Source organism: Ancylobacter dichloromethanicus (assembly GCF_018390645.1).
Classification (GTDB): Bacteria; Pseudomonadota; Alphaproteobacteria; order Rhizobiales; family Xanthobacteraceae; genus Ancylobacter; species Ancylobacter dichloromethanicus.
Genome location: NZ_JAHBGC010000045.1, coordinates 1 through 19202 on the forward strand (window position 1 = coordinate 1; position 19202 = coordinate 19202).

Annotated in this window: 14 protein-coding genes and 1 riboswitch; of the genes, 5 read left to right on the plus strand and 9 right to left on the minus strand. The window is 61.4% G+C overall.

Annotated elements, in window-relative coordinates:
* Nucleotides 1–600: type IIL restriction-modification enzyme MmeI (locus KHC23_RS18820; RefSeq protein ID WP_343210780.1), on the minus strand; the 600-nt coding region annotated here is incomplete at its 3' end.
* A 644-nt stretch (nucleotides 601–1244) separates the two neighbouring features.
* Between KHC23_RS18820 and KHC23_RS18825 the strand changes: the two genes are divergently transcribed.
* Both KHC23_RS18825 and KHC23_RS18830 read left to right on the plus strand, forming a co-directional pair.
* The gene (locus KHC23_RS18825; protein WP_246544773.1) at nucleotides 1245–4022 is read left to right on the plus strand and encodes a UvrD-helicase domain-containing protein; all 2778 of its coding nucleotides are present in this window, start codon (nucleotides 1245–1247) and stop codon (nucleotides 4020–4022) included.
* 90 nt (nucleotides 4023–4112) lie between these two features.
* Nucleotides 4113–4867, plus strand: a protein-coding gene (locus tag KHC23_RS18830) for an IS5 family transposase (RefSeq protein ID WP_213374664.1) whose coding sequence is annotated in 2 segments (ribosomal slippage) — nucleotides 4113–4446 and nucleotides 4446–4867 — 756 coding nt in all. Because the reading frame shifts where the segments join, the coding sequence is not laid out codon by codon here.
* A 580-nt stretch (nucleotides 4868–5447) separates the two neighbouring features.
* Here KHC23_RS18830 and KHC23_RS18835 read toward each other — a convergent pair.
* On the minus strand, nucleotides 5448–6359 hold the full coding sequence (locus KHC23_RS18835) for a LysR family transcriptional regulator (RefSeq protein ID WP_213374665.1): 912 nt from the start codon (nucleotides 6357–6359) through the stop codon (nucleotides 5448–5450).
* Between the two features lie 165 nt (nucleotides 6360–6524).
* Between KHC23_RS18835 and KHC23_RS18840 the strand changes: the two genes are divergently transcribed.
* From KHC23_RS18840 to KHC23_RS18850, 3 genes are read left to right on the plus strand one after another with little or no spacing between them, the layout of a single operon-like run.
* The gene (locus tag KHC23_RS18840; RefSeq protein ID WP_213374667.1) at nucleotides 6525–7805 is read left to right on the plus strand and encodes a serine hydrolase domain-containing protein; all 1281 of its coding nucleotides are present in this window, start codon (nucleotides 6525–6527) and stop codon (nucleotides 7803–7805) included.
* Nucleotides 7806–7839: 34 nt separating this feature from the next.
* Nucleotides 7840–8721: an NmrA family NAD(P)-binding protein gene (locus KHC23_RS18845; protein WP_213374669.1), complete on the plus strand. Its 882-nt coding sequence runs from the start codon at nucleotides 7840–7842 to the stop codon at nucleotides 8719–8721.
* Between the two features lie 34 nt (nucleotides 8722–8755).
* Nucleotides 8756–9583: an aldo/keto reductase gene (locus KHC23_RS18850; RefSeq protein ID WP_213374671.1), complete on the plus strand. Its 828-nt coding sequence runs from the start codon at nucleotides 8756–8758 to the stop codon at nucleotides 9581–9583.
* Between the two features lie 419 nt (nucleotides 9584–10002).
* On the opposite strand, the gene KHC23_RS18855 is transcribed toward KHC23_RS18850, so the two are convergent.
* The 7 genes from KHC23_RS18855 to KHC23_RS18885 all read right to left on the minus strand — a co-directional run bounded on the left by KHC23_RS18855 (nucleotide 10003) and on the right by KHC23_RS18885 (nucleotide 18351).
* A complete protein-coding gene (locus KHC23_RS18855; protein ID WP_213374673.1) occupies nucleotides 10003–10650 on the minus strand; it encodes an HNH endonuclease in 648 nt (215 codons plus the stop codon).
* Nucleotides 10647–12158 carry an AAA family ATPase gene (locus tag KHC23_RS18860; protein WP_213374675.1) on the minus strand — a complete coding sequence of 504 codons (1512 nt, stop codon included), beginning with the start codon at nucleotides 12156–12158 and terminating at the stop codon, nucleotides 10647–10649. Before KHC23_RS18860 ends, KHC23_RS18855 begins: the two co-directional genes overlap by 4 nt.
* A 325-nt stretch (nucleotides 12159–12483) precedes the next feature.
* A complete protein-coding gene (locus tag KHC23_RS18865) occupies nucleotides 12484–14562 on the minus strand; it encodes a DEAD/DEAH box helicase (RefSeq protein WP_213374677.1) in 2079 nt (692 codons plus the stop codon).
* Nucleotides 14555–15382 (minus strand): HamA C-terminal domain-containing protein, encoded by an 828-nt coding sequence (locus tag KHC23_RS18870; protein WP_213374679.1) that lies wholly within the window; start codon nucleotides 15380–15382, stop codon nucleotides 14555–14557. The genes KHC23_RS18865 and KHC23_RS18870 overlap by 8 nt, the downstream gene beginning before the upstream one ends.
* A 178-nt stretch (nucleotides 15383–15560) precedes the next feature.
* Nucleotides 15561–15665: riboswitch (SAM-I-IV-variant riboswitch) on the minus strand.
* Nucleotides 15666–16018: 353 nt separating this feature from the next.
* Nucleotides 16019–16249: a hypothetical protein gene (locus tag KHC23_RS18875; protein WP_213374681.1), complete on the minus strand. Its 231-nt coding sequence runs from the start codon at nucleotides 16247–16249 to the stop codon at nucleotides 16019–16021.
* A complete protein-coding gene (locus KHC23_RS18880) occupies nucleotides 16246–17439 on the minus strand; it encodes an IS91 family transposase (protein WP_213374683.1) in 1194 nt (397 codons plus the stop codon). Before KHC23_RS18880 ends, KHC23_RS18875 begins: the two co-directional genes overlap by 4 nt.
* A gap of 3 nt (nucleotides 17440–17442) precedes the next feature.
* Nucleotides 17443–18351: a tyrosine-type recombinase/integrase gene (locus tag KHC23_RS18885; RefSeq protein WP_213374685.1), complete on the minus strand. Its 909-nt coding sequence runs from the start codon at nucleotides 18349–18351 to the stop codon at nucleotides 17443–17445.
* Between the last annotated feature and the right edge of the window lie 851 nt (nucleotides 18352–19202).

Consider the following 19202-nt stretch of genomic DNA (forward strand, 5'->3'; position numbering starts at 1 on the left):
CTCCGGCTTCATGAAACACCCAATCGCGGTGTCCACGAAACCGGCAGCAGGCCAGATGAGCCGCGCCATGAAGTGGTTCAGATCATGCTGCCGCGCCTGCGTGCCCCATTCCGGATTGTCCTTCAGTAGCTCCAGATAGAGCTTGTTGAGGTGGCTAGTGGCGCGGATATCGAACGCGTTCTCGCTGATCTGCCGGACGGTGGTGATGCCCGCCAGCGGCAGGAAGAAGCCGAAATAGTTCGGGAAGTCCGCATAGGCGCAGGCGATGGGGGCCGCATCAGAGACGAGATCCTCCGCCTCCAGCCATTCGCCATCGGTGGCCAGCACGAACTTCGCCTTGGCGCGGGCCGTGGCGGGGCTGGCCTTGAGGGCGGCTAGCGTCTGCGTCACCTCGCCGGGCGGGGCGACGGCGATGTGGATGTTGTTGGTCTGCAGCACCGCGCCGGGCAGATCGGACCGGTTCGTCTCGCCCTTGCGCAGCCGCTTGAGGGTCGTTTCCTTGTTTCCGAACGCCTCGAGGAAAGCGAAGGGAAATTCCGCCGCATCGAAGGGCTTCGCGGCGAGGGTTGAGACGGCTTCTTCAATCTCGACGGCATTCATTGCGGAGCTTCACTCACCCGGTCCCGACACGCGCGGAGGTTGGCGCGGCTGCCAGCACCTCCCGGTCCCTTTCCTTACATCATCGCCGGAGCGCCTCGCTACGCCTTCCGGGTAACGGGGCTCACGCTGGCGGAGCGAAGCGTGCCGGCGTCGACATCCGGGGAGACCCCGCCTGCCGCAAAACACCTGTTTTTGGGCAATGCGCTTGGTGAAAGCGGGTCCTGAAGCTACTGCATGACGAAAGCCTGATCGTCCGGCTCAATGCCTCCCGGTGGCTGGAGGGGGGTGGCATCTCCTGGTCGAAGGATAATCGTAGGTCGGATTTCTACGCCTTGCCGTGGTGGGATATTCACAGAGGGATTCTGAAGTTTCTGTACTCGCTCTCTGGCCAAAGTGTCGTAGACGCGGAATGTCGGTTGCGGTCCGTAGCAGCCAAAGCACAGCCTGATCCATTTGAAGTCTGAAAGCACAGTTCATTGATTCGGTTACAACAACGCCCATTGCTCAGATTTCTGGCGGATCCCCTCGGCAGGTTCGCCCGCGCCATGGAGCTGGACGGGGACTGCGTTCGGATCATACGCCGCAGCCAAGTCGCATCTATCTCGTTGCTGTCGTTGGCGAGCGCGCCTTCTCTCAGAAAGGGAATGTTCGGAACCGCGGTGACTCTCAGCTCAGGCGAGTTCCCCGATGTCACGCTGAAGGGCGCGGGCCACCAAGACGCCCATGAGTTTTCGGAGCGGATCACGCAAGCGTGGACCCGCGTCAATCTCGCCGCCCTTGAGAGCGAAGCGGCGCGCCTGGACAAGATCCTCACTGAGGTGATGTCGCTGGCAGCGCCGTCCCGATACCCCGCCGCGTGTCAGATCGCGCCCCTGCTCGAACAAGCCCGTGCTCTAGATGCTTCGCTTCTGTCGAAGCTGAACGCCGAGGCCATCGGGCCAGAGACAGTTGCGCGCATTGCGCCTATCCGGAAGTTTGCAAGCGATCCGCGCACATGGCGGGCAAACGGCGTCGCCGCCTTTGTCACCGCCGAACTGGATCGCTGGAAGGATTTCTTCGACACGATCGAGCGCAATCCGCTGACACCGGAGCAGCGCCTTTCGGTCGTCGTCGATGAGGATGCGACGCTCGTCCTCGCCGGGGCGGGATCGGGCAAGACCAGCGTCATTACCGCGAAGGCGGCATACCTGGTCAAGGCGGGCATCCGTCGGTCGGACGAAATTCTGCTCCTCGCCTTCGCGAAGAATGCGGCGAAGGAAATGTCGGAACGGGTCGAAGCCCGATCCGGCGTGCCCATCGTCGCGCGGACCTTCCACGCGCTCGCCTATGACATCATCGGCATCGTCGAAGGATCAAAGCCCGCTCTGGCCGACCATGCGACAGACGATTTGGCCTTCACCAATCTGATCAAGCAGATCTTGATCGATTTGGTCCGCCGGCTATCGGACGTATCGCATGCTATCATCCAGTGGTTCGCGCATTTTTTGGTCGAGCCGAAGACCGAATGGGATTTCAAGACTAAACACGCCTTCTACACCCACATAGAGAGCCAAGACCTGCGCACACTGCAGGGCGAGAAGGTCAAAAGTTACGAAGAACTACAGATAGCTAACTGGCTTTACGAGAACGGCATCGACTACGAGTACGAGCCTGTCTACGAACACAAGATTGCCGAAACCGGCATGCGCGATTACCAGCCGGACTTCCGCCTGGTTGAGAGCGGCATCTACATCGAGCACTTCGGGGTGCGTCGCCAGAAACTGGCCGACGGCAACGAAAAGCTGTTCACCGCGCCCTTCATCGACTGTGATGAATATCTTGCTGGCATGAAGTGGAAGCAGTGGGCCCATGCCGAACATGGAACCACTCTCATCGAGACCTACAGCTATGAGCGGCAGGAAGGACGCCTGCTGAGCGGCCTTGCCGAAAAACTGGCACCCTATGTCACCCTGAGACCCCGCCCGGTCGACACGATCTATAACCGGGTCGTCGAGTTGAGGCAGGTCGATGATTTCTCGAAGCTGCTCGGGACCTTCCTGCGCAAGTTCAAAAGTGGCGGCTATAGTCTGCAGGACTGCGAGGCCAAGTCCGACCGGATGAAGCTGGGCAAGCGCGCCGGGGCGTTCCTCGACGTCTTCGCGCCGGTTTTCGAGGAATACCAGAAGCGTCTCATGGGCCGGATCGACTTCGAGGACATGATCCTGCGCGCCGCGCGCTACGCCGAGACCGGCCGCTACGTCAGCCCGTTCCGCCATATCCTGGTCGATGAGTTCCAGGACATCTCGCAAAGCCGGGCCCGGCTGGTGAAGGCACTGAAGGCCCAGCATCCGGACGTGCGCGTCTTTGCCGTTGGTGACGACTGGCAGTCGATCTTCCGCTTCGCGGGGTCCGACATCCATCTGATGCGCTATTTCGGTTCCGAGTTTGGCGGCAGCTTTGACGGCGAGACGGGCGTGCACAGGGCCGTCGACCTTGGCCGCACCTTCCGATCGGTCGACCAGATCGCCTTTGCAGCCAGAACCTTCGTGCTGCGGAACCCGGCCCAGATCGAGAAGCTGATCGTTCCGGCGGGAATCGCGACCGAACCCGCCATCAGGGTCGTGACTGTCTCCAAGGGCGAAGACGCGGCGAAACTGTCCGAGGTTCTTGCCACCTTGTCAGCTGCCGCGGCGCCCAACGCAAAATCCGCGACAGTGCTGCTTCTCGGCCGTTACCGCTTCGTCGAGCCAGATGTGCGGGATTTGGGGCAACGCTTTCCGCAGCTGCAGATCAGCTTCAAGACCATCCACGCTTCCAAGGGTCTGGAGGCCGACCACGTCATTCTGCTCAACGCCGACAGCGGTCGCACGGGTTTCCCGGCAGAGATCGTCGACGACCCCCTGCTGTCTCTGGTGTCGCCGGAGGAGGAGGCGTTCCCGAACGCCGAAGAGCGACGCGTCATGTATGTCGCGATGACCCGGGCGCGGCACACGCTGACGATCCTTGCCTCGAACGTCCGGCCATCGTCCTTTGTCACGGAGCTGAAGCAGGATCCCGCCTACGGCGTCGCCGCTCCTCTTGGCCTGGAGCTAGAGAATCATGTCTGCGGCGAATGCGCTGGGCGGATGTTGGGCGTCGCTGGGAGAAATGGCCGCATCTATCGCTGCGAGCATGTTCAGCACTGTGGAAACCAGCTGCCCGCCTGCCAATGGTGCGGGACCGCTTTGCCCCGCCTCATAGATGGAACGGCCGAGGCTCGATGTGGCTGCGGGGCAACCTATCCGGCGTGCCCCGCATGCAAGGATGGCTGGCTGGTCGAACGTAGCGGCAGCTATGGAAAATTCCTTGGCTGCGTCCGCTATCCGACCTGCGTCGGGAAGGCAAGAATAGCGAGCGGTGCCCGGTCCGCAGTCACGCAGCCGCGCCGCCGAAGCAGTGTCTGACATGAGGCGCGTATATGTGCCCATCGCTAGGCTCAGGACCTATTAATCTGTCTTGATTTGTGATTCACAGTCTCCATTGAGGAGGCTGGCATGGGTGATTTGTTCCTGCTGAGCGAGCGTCAGATGGCTCGGATCTCGCCGTTCTTTCCCCTGGCCCATGGGGTGCCGCGCGTCGATGACCGCCGGGTGGTGAGCGGCATCGTCTATGTGATCCGCAACGGCCTGCAATGGAAGGATGCGCCGAAGGACTACGGCCCGCACAAGACGCTGTACAACCGCTTCATCCGCTGGAGCCGGCTCGGGGTCTTCGACCGTATCTTCGCCAACCTTGCCGGCGAAGGGCCGAGACCGGAACGCATCATGATCGACGCCACCCACCTCAAGGCCCACCGCACGGCGGCAAGCCTGCTTAAAAAGGGGATGTTCCCCGTCGTATCGGGCGCACCAAAGGCGGCCTGAACTCCAAGCTCCACACCGTCTGCGACGGCGAGGGCCGGCCGATCATCATGGTGCTATCGGAGGGCCAGATGAGCGACCACAAGGGGGCCCGCCTCGTCCTCGATGCCTTGCCGCCGGCGAGATGCCTGATCGCTGACAGGGGCTACGACAGTGCCTGGTTTCGCGATGCACTGGCCGCCAGGGGCATCACACCCTGCATTCCTTCATCGCGGAGCCGCAAGCGGCCTTATCCCTACGACAAAACCCTCTACCGCCAGCGGCACAAGGTCGAGAACCTGTTCGCCAAGCTCAAGGACTGGCGCCGCATCGCCACACGCTACGACCGATGCGCCCACACCTTCTTCTCTGCCATCTGCATCGCAGCAGCCGTCATCTTCTGGCTCTGATCAATGAGTCCTGAGCCTAGGCGGGGCAGACTACACCGTCATGAGGGATGCAGGTGCCCGCCCGAAAACAGGTGTTTTGCGGCAGTTGCCCCGTCTGATCGGAAGGGCGGTTCGGACGCCCTACGGAAGTGACCGATAACCCCTGCCGAATTGGCCAACTGGCCAGCAACGGCAAGCTAGGGTTTGTCGGCGGCTTGGCTGCGGGATGGTGGCTGATCCGGGCTAGCGCCTCGGCAAAGACGCACAGCGAGCAATCGGCCAAGTGCCCTGCGGGCGAACGGCTCAACGGCTCAGCTGCTGTGAACGCCGAAATGGTCCCCTCTGAACTGCACCTCAACCATGCCACTGGCAGCGGCCGTGCAGGCGCCGCAGCGCGTGAGCCGTGAGCCGCCGCCCCATGATTCTTTGCTGCCCTCGAGCGGCCTCTCGGACGTCCGCTTTGCGCCGCCATTTCGGTCATTGATCTTGCAACGGCCACGGCCCAAGTGCGGACATTCGCGAGGTGGGGGAAGTCGGCACCTATGCGCCAGCTCTAGACGTTCGACGCGTGCCCGAAACCCGACCTTCGCACCGCCCTAGTTTACGCCGCCCCGGCGTCCAGCGCGATCTCCCGTACGAAGTCCAGAAAGGCCCTAACCTTTGCCGGCGGGAGGTGGCGGGAGGGATGATAGGCGTAGAGCGGATAAAGCTCCTCCGACCACGCCGGCAAAATCTGGACGAGCTCGCCCCCTGACAGAAGGGGTGCAAGACCCACGGCGAGGCTCTGGAAGATCCCCTGGCCCGCCACGCAGGCCGATATCGCGACCGACGGATCATCCAGCACCAGCCGGCTGGAGACCTTGACCTCGACGAACTCGCCGTCGCGGTTGAACTCCCAGGGGAACGGCAGACCGGTCTGCGGATCGCGGAACAGCAGCGCCTCGTGGTGGACGAGGTCGTGCGGCGAGTGCGGCTCACCGTACCGCCCCAGGTAGGCGGGTGCGGCCACCGTCACCACGCGGGTATCCAGCAGCTTACGAGCGATCAGGGAGGATGCGTCCGGCGGGCCGAAGCGCACCGCCACGTCGACTCCAGTCATCATCTCCTCGCGGTAATTGCTGGTGGAGACATCCACTGACAGCAGGGGATAGCGCTGCAGGAACGTCTGCAGCTTTGATGCCAGCACCATGCGCGCGAACCACGGGTCCACCGAGACGCGCAGCCGTCCGCGCACCACCGCTGCGGCACCGGCGGCCTCGGACGCGGCCTCCTCCAACCCGGCAAGCAGCGGCACCACCTGCGCGTGGAAGCGTCGCCCCTCTTCTGTCAGGCTGACCTCGCGCGAGTTGCGGTCGAACAGCCGTACGCCGACCCGGGCCTCCAGCCGCGCGACGGCCCGGCTCACCCCGGAAGGCGTCAGGCCCAGCATCTCGGCGGCGCGCGCAAAATTGCCCGCCTCAGTGACCGCGGCCATGACGCCCACTCCGGTCAGAAGCCGCGTGTCGAACACCATGCCTCGCGCTCCGCTTTCAGATCAGAAGTGAATCTCAGTCAACATAGCATTGATACTAATGCGCGTGAATCACGTGGTGCACGGCGTAGAACCGCTTCATCGCAACACCATCGCGGGCGAGCAGCCAAAGGCCGCCTTTCTTGCGATCCCCGAAAGGAGCCGGTGATGAACCCGATGACTCGCAGAACCATTCTCCAGCGCGGCGGCTTGCTGGGCGGACTTCTGGCGCTCGACGCCGTCCGCCCGGCTTTTGCCGCGACGCGGCCTGCCGCCTCCCTGCGGAGTGCCGGCGCGATCGATGCCGCCCTGCGGGGCGGTGTCTCCCGCAACGATGTTGCCGGCGTTGTCGCCATGGCAGCGACGCGCAAGGGCCTCGTCTACGAGGGCAGCTTTGGCACATCGAACGTTGCAACCGGTGCGCCGATGACGGTCGACACCGTGTTCTGGCTGTTGTCGATGACAAAGGCTTTCACCGCGACCGCCTGCATGCAACTGGTCGAGCAGGGTCGTATCAACCTTGATGACGAAGCGGCCAAGTATCTGCCCGAACTCGCTGCACCCAAGGTCATGGAGGGCTTCGCTGCCGACGGCACCCCGCGCCTTCGCCCCGCCAGGCGGGCGATCACCGTGCGCCATCTGCTGACCCACACCTCCGGCTTCACCTATTCGATCTGGAGCGAGGCTCTGACCCGCTACCAGCAGGTCACCGGCATGCCTGACATCGCCACCTGCAAGAACGCCGCCTTCACCGCTCCGCTGGAATTCGATCCGGGCGAGCGGTGGGAATACGGAATCAGCATGGACTGGGTCGGCAAGCTGGTCGAGGCGGTCTCCGACCAGTCGCTGGAGGTGTATTTCCGCGAGAACATCTTCGGCCCGCTCGGCATGAAGGATTCCGGCTTTCTGATCGGCAGTGTGCAGAAGAAGCGCGTCGCCACCTTCCACAGTCGCCGCGCCGATGGCGGGCTGGAGCCCGGCCCGTTCGAGATGCCGCAGCGGCCGGAATTCTTCATGGGCGGCGGCGGCGCCTTCTCGACCCCGCGCGACTACATGGCCTTTCTGCAGGCGCTGCTAGACGGCGGCGCGTTGACCGGCACGCGTATCCTGCGGCCCGAGACGGTGGCGCTGATGATGCAGAACCAGATCGGCGAGCTGAACGTTCACGAGATGCGCTCGGCCCAACCGGGCTATTCCCGCAGCTTCGACCAGTTTCCCGGCCAGCCGCACAAATGGGGCCTGTCCTTCGACATCAACGCTGAGCCGGGCCCGAACGGGCGTTCGGCCGGCAGCGTCTCCTGGGCCGGCCTGCTCAATTGCTATTTCTGGATAGACCCGGTGAAGCACGTCACCGGCGCGCTCTTCACCCAGATCCTGCCGTTCTACGACGAGCGGGTGGTCGCGCTCTACGGCGCGTTCGAGCGCGAACTCTATGCCGGCCTCGCCTGAGGCGCGCTCTCCCCAATCCCACTGGAGGACCACCATGTATGCCATCACCGGAATCTCCGGCAAGGTCGGCGGCGCACTGGCGCGCAGCCTGCTCGCCGAGAACCTGCCCGTACGGGCCGTGCTGCGCGACGAGGCCAAGGCGGTCGAGTGGCGCGCCAGAGGTTGCGCCGTCGCCATCGCCGAGATGAATGACGCGGTAAGCCTTACCGCCGCCTTTAGGGATGCGGAGGGCGTCTTCATCCTGCCGCCGTCCGAGTTCGACCCGGAGCCCGGCTTTCCTGAAGCCCATCGCGTCATTGACGCCATGACGAAGGCGCTCAGCGAGGCTCGTCCGGCAAGGATCGTGTGCCTGTCGACCATCGGCGCCGACGCGCCGCATGTGAACCTGCTGACCCAGCGCACGCTGCTGGAGGTGGCCGTTGGTGGGCTCGGCCTGCCGGTCACCTTCCTGCGGCCCGGCTGGTTCATGGAGAATGCGCAGTGGGACATCCCCGCCGCGCGCGACGAGGGCGTGCTGCGCAGCTTCCTGCAGCCCGCCGACAAGCCGTTCCCGATGGTCGCGACGCAGGATGTCGGCCACACCGCCGCCGTGCTTCTGCGTGAGGACTGGAGCGGAACGCGGATCGTTGAGCTGGAGGGTCCCGCCCGCGTGTCGCCGAACGACATCGCGAGCGCCCTTGCCATCGCGTTGGAGCGCCCGGTTTCGGTCGAGATCGTGCCGCGCGAGACATGGGAGGGTCTCTTCCGCGCGCAGGGCGCCCTCAACCCGCAGCCCAGAATCCGCATGATCGACGGCTTCAATGAAGGCTGGATCGACTTTGCCGATCAGGGCCGCGCGGCGCGGAAGGGGTCGGTCACAATTGAGACCGCCATCGCCGAACTGGTGCAGGCCAGTCGCGGCGAGGCTGATGCGTGAACTCCAGCTCCGCAGGCATCAATAGGAGAAGATCTTGGAGACCATCACCACGCGGGGCGTCGCCATCCCCCGTCTCGGCTTTGGCACCTTCCGCATGCCCGGTGCCGACGCTCAGCCTGTGGTCGAAAGCGCGCTCGCGCTGGGCTACCGGCACATCGACACGGCGGCGATGTATGAGAACGAGGCTGCCGTCGGCGCCGCCATCGCGACTTCCGGCGTTGCTCGGAACGAACTCTTCGTCACCACCAAGGTCTGGCACGACCAGCTCGCACCGGAAGCGCTGCATCGCGCCTTGGACGCCAGCCTGCGCAAGCTCGGTCTCGATCATGTGGACCTCTACATGATCCACTGGCCCTCGCGGGACATGGACATGGCGGCGACGCTGGAAGCACTGATGTCGCTGCGCGAGCGTGGACTGACGCGGGCGATCGGCGTGTGCAACTTCAACCTGCCGATGCTTCGTCGTACTGTCGAAGAGATCGGTGCGCCGATCGCGAGCGTGCAGATCGAGTATCACCCCTTCCTGTCGCAGGCGCCGATGCTGACCTATCTGCGCGGCCAGGGCATTCCGCTGACGGCCTATGCGCCACTCGCGCAGGGGCGGGCAGCGAACGATCCGACGCTGGCCGCGCTTGGCACTAAGCATGACTGTAGCGCCGCGCAGATGGCCATCGCCTGGCTGCTGGACCAGCCCGGTGTCGCGGTTATCCCCAAGGCCACCCGTCCCGAGAGCCAGAGGGCCAATCTCGATGCCTTCGCCATTCGGCTCGACGACGAGGACCGCGCCACTATTGCCGCGCTCCCTAAGGACCAGCGCTTCGTGCGCCCGCCGTTCGCGCCGGATTGGGACGCGACGGCGTAGGCCATCGGTGGACAGGGGCGCCAAGTGCGGACATTGACCAACGGCACTATAGAAGACATTCGGCTTAGCGCCGCCATTCCGGTCGTGTCGACTTCGAGTCGAAATATCCAAAAGCTGACGTCCGTATCGAGCGGTGGGCCTTTTTTAATCGGGTGGGTAGCGGGATTGGCAAATATGTGCTTGCTAAGTGAAATGCTCGATCCGAGGCGCAAATTTCGTTACTGCTCGCACCGAGCATGGGTGAAGGCACAGACTTCCTCCATCTAATCGCTACGATTGCTGATGGCGTCGTTTACCCCGATCCGGCCAAAAGGCTGAACGCGGCCTCAACGGAAAGCCGCATCCTGATCGACGAGGCCAGCTGCGGATCAATTAAGGCGCACTTCCAGCGCCGGCATGAGCGACATCGACGTCCGCGCCTAGTCCGCCGGCTTCTGGGCCCGACCCCTCACGTACTCTTTATAACCTTCAATAGCGACTGCCTTGGTCAAAGGGTCTGCCTGGGGATCCATCATGACGCCGATCAGCCCGTCGACCAAAGCGTTGGGCGGAGCCACTTCGACGCCAGCCTTGGCGACCCCAAAGCGCCACAGTTTGCACATGCCAACGAGCTCGCCGCCCTTGGGGGTCAGCGGCTTTACGGCATCTCCGTACCACCGAATATGATCGTAGTATTCGTCAAAATGCGGATGGACGATGATGTAGTGCTTTGACTGATCAGGAAATGATTTCCGGTTAGGATCGACGCGGACTTCATCTTCGCCCTTCGCGATGTTGCAGTCCTTGCATGACGCCGCCATGTTGCACGGCTCAAACATGAAGCGCGGCGCGAGTTTCTTGGCGATGATGTGCTCGCCATCCCAGACCGCCTTGTTGTTGGTTGGATACTCACGGTTGCAATAGCAGCACCGACGGTTCTGTTCCGCAATGTAGTGGTCTTTGATCTCCGCACGAACCGGGCCGATGGCGGGGTCGTCCCAGTAGTTGTGGTTCTTCTGCGCGGGCTCGCGTGCGTTGAAAGCGTCAATCAGAGCCTGGCACGCGGCGCCATACTTAACGGGATTCATGACTGCGCCTCAGTCCCTGCGTCACGCGCAGCATCTTCAACGTTTTTGATCAGTTCGGCTGCCGGATCACTCGGCTCCAGCTCGGCCGCGAATTTGCGCAGGTCTGAAAGCGCTTCCCCAAATGCCTTCGAATTCACATCCCCATTCGCGATCATGCGCAGCGCAGCGACGATGCGGTCCCGGACGTGGAGATTGTTTGGCGTCGGCGCACCGAACACTTCGGCGAGGAGATAGTCTGCCGACTGTCCCTGCAGTTCCTTGGTAGATGGCAGCTTTTCCTGATCGAGCGAGATGACTTCGGCGTGCACAGGCAGTTCGGAGATCACCATGGGCGAGTGCGTGGCCACCACGAAATGACAGCCATGGTATCGGGCGAAAGTGCGCAGCAGCAGATCGATGTACTTCAGCTGCCACTCAGGATGCAGGCTGAGTTCTGGCTCGTCGATGAGCACCAGACTGCCGTTCTCGATGACCGAGGCAAGCGCGATCAGCGCAGACACCATGCTCAGTTGACCGGAGCTTGCCTGAAGCAGGTCTGTCGGACTACCATCCTTGAGCTCGACGCCGACCCCGGACACACTCAGGAAACCTGCGCGGCGCAACGGCTGCAGGTCAAGAAACAGCGGATCCTGAAATCCGGTTTCTAGGTCTGCGCGCGTTTCAATCCGGTTGCGGACAGCCTTGTGGAGGGCAAGGTTCGCCAGGCCTCGAAGGGTGGATGGGGCAATTTCGCTTCGAACGACGTCTTCGAGCAGACGCCTCTGCGTATACGACGCCATGTCGGGGGTGTAAGGATCGAGCCCGTCCGAGATCTCGCGGAGTAACGATTTCTCCCTGACGCGGTAGATGACGTTGATCATCGGTCGCATGCCGAGGAATTCGAACACAGCGCCGATGTTGCTCCGCCGGAGGGCACTGTTGTCTGTTGTGTCGAACAGACTGCTTAAAGAGCGGAACAGGAGCGTCCGGATCGATGCCTTCCCGAAATTGTCCCGCAGTCCGAGGTAGTGATACATTGATGAAGCGGCATCGACCTGCACCACCGATCGAGGGATGGTTCGGGGCAGCGGGAACTTGTCGAACGGGCTGATGGTCAGCGCCACGATGCGTTTCGGCAGAGGAAGGTCTTCAGGCGCAACTTCGCTATCGTTGACCTGGATGCTGATCGAACGATGCCCCCTCTGCATGATCGTGCAGTGATAGCCATCCACGCGATAGACCAGCAGGTTCAGTGGCAGGCCGCCCTTGATCTCTTTTCGCGTGCCCCGCTGTAGCTCTTCAAGGCGCAGGAACGTCTGAACGATCGCGCTCAGGAGATGGGATTTGCCGGTACCGTTTTTGCCGATGACGGCCGTCAGATGTTCGTGCTGTTCGCCATCGGCGTGAGGTATGCGGCTGAACACGGCGTGGGGATTTATATAGGGCCGGTCCTTTAGTCGCCATGGAATCTCAACGCGCACATCGGCAGTGCGCGCTTCCAGTAACTGAAAGTCCTTTTCGGCGTACATAGACCCGTCCCCAGTATCTTTTCTAGCATTTCTTCAGCGTTTTGTATGCCGTGTCGAGGGTAAGCATGGGCAGGCAATTTTAATCTGCTTAGCGCCGCCATCCCACCCGTTGCGCTGTACGGTCGCCGATCCCGAAAGTCGCCGTACGTTAGCGTCGCTCGGATTTCGAAGATGGTGCATCACGGCCTGGCGGCTTTCGGGAAGCGGATGCGGTAAGCCGCTCTTCATTATGATCGAGCATCCTATCCCACCAGCACGTCAACGAACTCCACTTCTCAGGAAGCAGACCATAGGTCGGCTTGCCAGTGCGGTGCACCAAGCAGCATTATGCAAGAGCGCCCGTAACCCATTCGCGTTCAAAGACGTCCATCTCCTTTGACGGCGAGGAGGCGTACATGAGCAGCCTTTCCGCAAGCTTCTTACGAGTATCCCCTACGCGGTAAAACCGCTCCGATATTTGAATGGGGATTCCTTCCTCGTCTAACTCTCGTAAAACTGGAGGGCGGAACCAATGGCTCAGTTCATTGATAAAATGCCTATAGTTAGTCGATGGATGTCGCTTCCTAACGAAAATCTCAATCACCGAAAGGATTTGCGGTAGGCCATATTCGCAGGCACGAAGAAACCGAAAAATCGTGTCATAGTTTTCTGGATCGCCCTTGTACTTTTGATCGTACTCGATAAAAAAAACCCGCATCGTCTCAGAGTGCGACAAGCGCGAGATGTAGTACGCAAGCTGTTTCGCAGTGTTAGAACCAAGCTCGGACGCGCGTCTGACAGTAAATACGATTTCAGCGATCATACTGAGCTCTTCAGAGTTCGGAAACCGCTCCCAGGCCAGTGTTGGATCAACGGCCAATCGTCGAGCCACTTCTTGTCGTATGCGATCGGCCGTCTCGAGCCCGATGCTCACTGCAACTTTCAGTTCGGCTCTCGTGAGTCCGAGCGTAAATTCGAGTTGAGTGATGCGCGGGTCAACCTGAACCTCAATGTCCTCATCACTGATCTGGACGACATAATCATCCGGTGCCCCCTCTTCGTCGCCGAAGATGGTAGGAGAGACGTCCGTATCCGTTTGAGCGGGCGGCTCATTAAAAAGCAGCACCCTTCCAACATGATGCTGGCCGAGGCGCCCCGCACGACCCCGGATATTTGAGAATGTGAAAAAGTCAAAATCTTCCCGGTCGATCGCTTTATCGTAGATCATGACCGTCTTCGCTGCCGTGTTCACGCCCTCGATTAATGTTGAGGTACAAAACAACACCGGCAGGTCCAGATCATTGAACATGCGCACCATGCGAGATGACAGGGCCCGCGGCATTCTGGCATGATGAACACCGAACCCATGTTCAACGGCTCCGATCAGAGGCCATGTGGGCCCAAAATTCTCTTTCATCCAGTGAGCCAGCTCAGCACTTCCATCGGAGACGGACATCTCTTTTGACGAAGCAATTGCAAGCCTGTTCACGCGACCGGGAGATGAGACGAATACCAAAGCGGGCCAATGCGTGTCGTCGCCCAGCTCCTCCAACAGTCGCTCCTGCTTGTTCTCCACTCCTTTAAGATCGTACGTTTCGACCGCTACCGTCGCGAATTTTGTACGTAAAAATTGGAATTTCCACCTGCCATCACCGACAAAGTGGACATTATCTATGTTGGGACCGAGAAAGAAAAATTGCCTCGATTTAGTTAGAAGTTTATATACTGCAGCGTTAAGCGTAACACTTCGCTCATCAGATCGACGCGCATCGAGCTTGTAAAATTCATCGACAATTACGATGTCAAGAGTTCCTAAGTCGGACCTGTTTATTATGCGCTCCTGAGTGCCGAGAAATACAGTGGGTCGATCTGACGCCACGTCTGTTCCGTGAGCAATGATGTCAAACTGCTCCGGAAAGCGCCGCCGAATGCGCCGCCGGGTTTCGTCCAGGAGAGCGATTGTTGGTACGACGATCGCGACACGCTTGTACTTGCCCGAGGCTAGAATCGCGTCGATTAGAAGGCTTTTACCGAAGCTTGTAGGCGCGCTTAAAACGAGGTTCCTCCCGGCAAAAATCTCATTGAGGGCACCTATCTGTTCGCGATGTAGGGTAATTCCACCGAGTTCTGGCACTGTGACCGCCTCAGCGACCAACCGGTCTGACGTATCGGCAAATTCTTTGTCGATATAATTCCACAGGCCAGCAGCTCTTGCCAGCGCACTGAATGGCTCGCGATAGTTTTTCAATTCATAATTATTGGCGATGATATCCGCAAGTCGCGGAATAATTGGCAATAAAATCGCATCGCTCCGCTCGGGATTATTGACCTCAAGCGAGGCGCTGCGCAGTATCGAGAATACTGCACCCTTCAGAGCGTCTCCTTTAAGAGCTGTAATCCGCGCCCAATCGAATGCGTCAATCATCCTGCAGCGCCTTTAGCTTTCTATCGAATGCGGCAAGGAGATTTTTCTTTGATCCAAGCGGTACGTATATCAAAATGAGACGTATCATCGATGAAAGCTTCGACCGCTTAAGTGCGGCTGTAAGCAGGGAAATCTCTTTTGTTACGCCCTCGATGTATTCTGCGGATGCCGACTTGCTACCGGCGGCGGCGGCACTGTCACAGGCGATACAAATAGGAAAAACGGCGGCCGCGAACAACGCATCAAGCGAAGACTGACGCGACAATATACGACGAACCTCATCATATCGTGGAATAGACGGGTATATTTGCCCGCCTAATAACAGCTTCTCCCGATTCAAAAATCCTTGATCTATATGCGCGCGGATCGAGCTTATCGCGGCGCTTACGGCATCCAAGCCGTCCTCATAGATCTTGGCCTCGCCAAGCCAAATCTCAAAAGAGTCCTCCGTATTGTATTTTATATGCACCATATCGAAGGATTTAACGACGTCATTGGAGGCCGTTTTGTAGAAGATGCGCGGGGCCAATGGAATGGTATCGAAAAAATCGCGACATATTGCGTGCAAGCATATTTCACCCACTTCGCCGCGCTTCTCATAATGTTCACTGCGATAGACGCGGGCGACGGCTTCATTCATGCGCACAAACATATTGCCATGACTCACCCGGAGTTCATCTTCCTTCAACGCATAGTCCGGAACCCATTCCAGCAGATGATTTGCGAAATGAGTACAGCGCCATTTTTCAAGCTCAAATCCGGCGCAGAAACTACGAATCAGCGCATCCTCGTTATCCGAAGTCACAAGATCTACAAGCATGCGGGAAGGCTTATTTCTATACGCGTCCAATCAGAGGCTCGTAAGTTTGTGCGAATGCCGCATCGTAAGGGACGTGAGTCGCCTGAGATTACACTGAGCGTGACGAGTAGCAAGACGTGTCGACAGCTGGATGGCCCCGGTGCAACGTAGCTCATCGCGCTGGTTCGACGATTTGTGGCTTGATCCGTTTAGTTGCCGTCTCGGCCACATCCCCTTGCAGGGCACCACCGTGCCTGGATCGGCAGGTTGGTGATGGGCGTCGCCCCAACTCTTGATGCTGATACCACCCTACTGGTTGCCACTCGGCGCCACAATCGCTCCTTCACGCCGTTCGGACTGGGACCCCCTTACGGGACGGTCCAGGCCGCTCCTAGAGCCCGATGTGTCCGGTGAGGCCGCTTTCGCGAAATCTGTGCCCGAGTGGATTTTCCCGAACCTGCCCGCAGTCTTCTCGAACGGCGAGTTTCGGAATCACTCCAACGACCGGTTGAATGACAATCTAAGGTGTCGGCTGAGAACGGCCGCTATTTGCATGGCGGCAGCCAAAACCGGCCAGTCTGCCACCGTGAAGAGTTTCGGGCGCCGGCAGGCGTCCGAAAGTCCCCGAGGAAGGAACCCGCGGGGTACAGTCGACGGCTATGGGGATTTCGATCTGCGGTCGATGTCGGCGATGGTGCCACCGCCGCTGGGAAGCGTGGGGATGGATGCGGAGAGGCCGCTTCGTTGTGCCTGCGCGCGGTCCAGCCGATCCCGGACGAGGCTCTTTGTGACCCTGTCGGCGGCAATATTGACGATGGACGCGCGCGGGTCCGTTGCCGGCGACTGGGCGCCTGCTACTGAAGGTTCGACCATGCCAATCCGGGTCATGGGTCGGTCTCCCGGTTCGTCGTCGACGCGTGCGGCGGCCCGCGTGGCTGTCTCCAGCGTTCGAACGTCTCGATGATGATCATGCGTCCGCCGCAGCAGCGGCATGGCGGGCGGAAGTCCTCCGGCTCGTCGGAGACGCGGGGGTCGGGCGGCGCGGCGACATCCAGGAGTTCGCGTGCAAGCGCGAGACTGGCCTTGCGGGCGGTGCCGGCGAGTAGGCCATAGTGCCGGATGCGATGGAAGCCGCGTGGCAGGACATGGAGCAGGAAGCGGCGGATGAACTCATCGACCGCGAGCGTCATGATCTGCTGGCGGTCCGCGCCGTCGCGGCGGTAGTCCTTGTAGCGGAGGGTGACGCCGGTCGCGTCGAAGGCGATCAGGCGACCGTTCGAGATCGCCACCCGGTGGGTGTAGCGCGACAGATAGGCGAGCACCGCCTCCGGCCCGGCGAATGGCGCCTTGGCATAGACGACCCAGCGCTTTGTCCGGACGGGAGCAAGGTGGCGCAGGAAGGCCCGCCGCTCGGCGAGGTGTGCCATGGTCCCGAAGAAGCCGAGCCGCCCGGCGTCGCGCAGTGCGAGCAGCCGCGTGAGGAACAGCCGCCGGAACAGCTTGCCGAGCACGCGCACCGGAAGCAGGAAGGCAGGACGCGACGAGATCCAGCGGCTCGCGTCAGGCGCGATGCCGCCGCCCGGCACGATCATGTGTACGTGCGGATGGTGGGTCATCGCCGATCCCCAGGTGTGGAGCACGGCGGTGATGCCGATGCGTGCGCCGAGATGCCTGGGATCGGCGGCAACCGTCAGCATCGTCTCCGACGCCGCCTTGAACAGCAGGTCGTAGACCAGCGCCTTGTTCTGGAACGCGATGTCGGCGACCTCGGCGGGCAGCGTGAACACGACATGGAAATAGCCAACCGGCAGCAGGTCGGCCTCGCGCTCGGCAAGCCACGTCCGCGCAGCCGCCCCCTGGCACTTCGGGCAGTGCCGGTTGCGGCAGGAGTTGTAGGCAATCCGCCACTGGCCGCAGTCCTCACAGGCCTCGACGTGACCGCCGAGGGCAGCGGTGCGGCAATGCTCGATCGCCGACATGACCTTGAGCTGGAGAATGCTCAGGTGCCCTGAATGGGCGGCCCTGTAGGCAGGCCCTGCTGCGCGGAAGATGTCGGCGACCTCGACCGAGGCGCGCATGGCTTAGCCGCTGGGCAGATTCTCACCTGGCCTGAACAGCCCAAGTTTGTCGAGCGGGCTCGTGACCGTGCGAACCGTCTTGGTCGCGACCTTCGCATAGAGCGCGGTGTTGTTGAGCTTGGCATGCCCAAGCAGGACCTGGATGATCCGGATGTCGGTGCCGTCCTCCAGCAGGTGGGTCGCGAAGCTGTGGCGCAGCGTGTGGGGCCCGACCCGCTTGGTGATGTCAGCGGCCCGGGCCGCCTCGACGACGATGCGATGGAGCTGCCGCGTGCTGATCGGCTTCATCGCGTGCTGTCCTGGGAACAACCAGCCATTGCGGTGCATCACGCCCTGCTGGCGCCCGACCTTCCACCACTCACGCAGCTGCGTGAGCAGGTCCTCGGAGAGCATGGCATTGCGATAGCGCCCGCCCTTGCCGCGCTCGACGCGCAGCAGCATGCGCTCGCTGTCGACGTCGGCGACCTTCAGCATCGACACCTCGGCGACCCGCAGGCCCGCGCCATAGGCGACCGACAATGCGGCCTGATGCTTGAGGCACGTGGTGGCGTTGAGCAGGCGGGCCACCTCGTCGCGGCTCAGCACCACGGGCAGGTTGCGACGATGCGCCAGCCGGACGAGCCTGCGCGCCAGGTCCGGGCGGTCGAGCGTGTGGATGAAGAGAAAGCGCAGCGCCGACACGATGCTGTTCATCGTCGGCACGGGGACGCCGTCCTCCTGCTGCTCGATCTGGAACCGGCGCAGGTCGTCGGCGGTAGCGGTATCAGGTGAACGCCCGAGGAATGACGCCAGGCGTCCGATGTCGCGGAGATAGTTGCGCTGCGTCTCGCGGGAAAAACGCCGCATGTTCATGTCGTCGATCAATCGCTGGCGCAGCGGGCTGACGGGTGCATCAAGAACGGGATGGGGCATTGGTCAGGCTCCTTGTTGAAGAAGCCCGTCATGCTCTGCCGCTGCCGCGCGACGCTCAATGGAGGCCCGACCTCCGGCCTGTGCTCTCTACAGCAACCCCAGGCACCTCCCGCGCAGCGGGTTCGTTCGCCGGCCCCATGCCGGCCATTCGTCCTCATCGCAGCGAACTCCTGCCTCTGCCGCCAAGGAGCTGTCCCGACGCCCTGCCTCACGCCCTCTTCGCCGGCGCCGTCCTCAGCGCGTCGAGATAGTCCGCCCACACTTGCATGATGCGTACGCGCTCGTCCCAGTACTCAGCGACGTGGGTGTAGGCGCAGTGGGTGGCGTTGGCTTCCTGATACGCTAATTGAGCATCAACGCAGTCGAACGAGGTGATGGGAGCGGCGAAGTAGGCACCTCGGCAAAGACGCACAGCGAGCAAGCGGCCAGTGCCCTGCGGGCGAACGGCTCAACCGCTCAGCTGCGGTGCACGCCGAAATGCTCCCCACCGAACTGCACCTCACCCATGCCACGGGCATCGGCTGCGCGGTCGCCCCAACGGGAGAGCCGTGAGCCGAGAGGCTGCCTCCGCGAGCTTACCTTCGGCGTGCTGGTCTGCGCTTGAAGGTCACCACGCATGTCCGCTCTGGCTATTTGTCCATTCGGATGGCTTGGCGGGGAAAGGGCCGATCGTTGCGGCCGGTCTGCTGGGTGCTTAACGTGCCGAAGCTGCCACTTCTTGCCGCAAAGCAAAGGGGTCTCATAGAGTCTTATGGATGACCCATGGCGCTGGCGACTTCAGAAACCTCGCATTTAGGTCGTAAGGGAGGGGCACCCCATGCGTGTTGGACGGTTCACAGCCCTGCTGTTCA

Excerpts from the sequence above, each read along its gene's own strand:
- KHC23_RS18840 (WP_213374667.1), top strand. The coding sequence starts at position 6,525 with ATGAACCCGATGACTCGCAGAACCATTCTCCAGCGCGGCGGCTTGCTG.
- KHC23_RS18845 (WP_213374669.1), top strand. The coding sequence starts at position 7,840 with ATGTATGCCATCACCGGAATCTCCGGCAAGGTCGGCGGCGCACTGGCG.
- KHC23_RS18860 (WP_213374675.1), bottom strand. The coding sequence starts at position 12,158 with ATGTACGCCGAAAAGGACTTTCAGTTACTGGAAGCGCGCACTGCCGAT.
- KHC23_RS18825 (WP_246544773.1), top strand. The coding sequence starts at position 1,245 with ATGTTCGGAACCGCGGTGACTCTCAGCTCAGGCGAGTTCCCCGATGTC.
- KHC23_RS18870 (WP_213374679.1), bottom strand. The coding sequence starts at position 15,382 with ATGCTTGTAGATCTTGTGACTTCGGATAACGAGGATGCGCTGATTCGT.
- KHC23_RS18865 (WP_213374677.1), bottom strand. The coding sequence starts at position 14,562 with ATGATTGACGCATTCGATTGGGCGCGGATTACAGCTCTTAAAGGAGAC.
- KHC23_RS18835 (WP_213374665.1), bottom strand. The coding sequence starts at position 6,359 with ATGGTGTTCGACACGCGGCTTCTGACCGGAGTGGGCGTCATGGCCGCG.
- KHC23_RS18855 (WP_213374673.1), bottom strand. The coding sequence starts at position 10,650 with ATGAATCCCGTTAAGTATGGCGCCGCGTGCCAGGCTCTGATTGACGCT.
- KHC23_RS18880 (WP_213374683.1), bottom strand. The coding sequence starts at position 17,439 with ATGCGCGCCTCGGTCGAGGTCGCCGACATCTTCCGCGCAGCAGGGCCT.
- KHC23_RS18875 (WP_213374681.1), bottom strand. The coding sequence starts at position 16,249 with ATGACCCGGATTGGCATGGTCGAACCTTCAGTAGCAGGCGCCCAGTCG.
- KHC23_RS18885 (WP_213374685.1), bottom strand. The coding sequence starts at position 18,351 with ATGCCCCATCCCGTTCTTGATGCACCCGTCAGCCCGCTGCGCCAGCGA.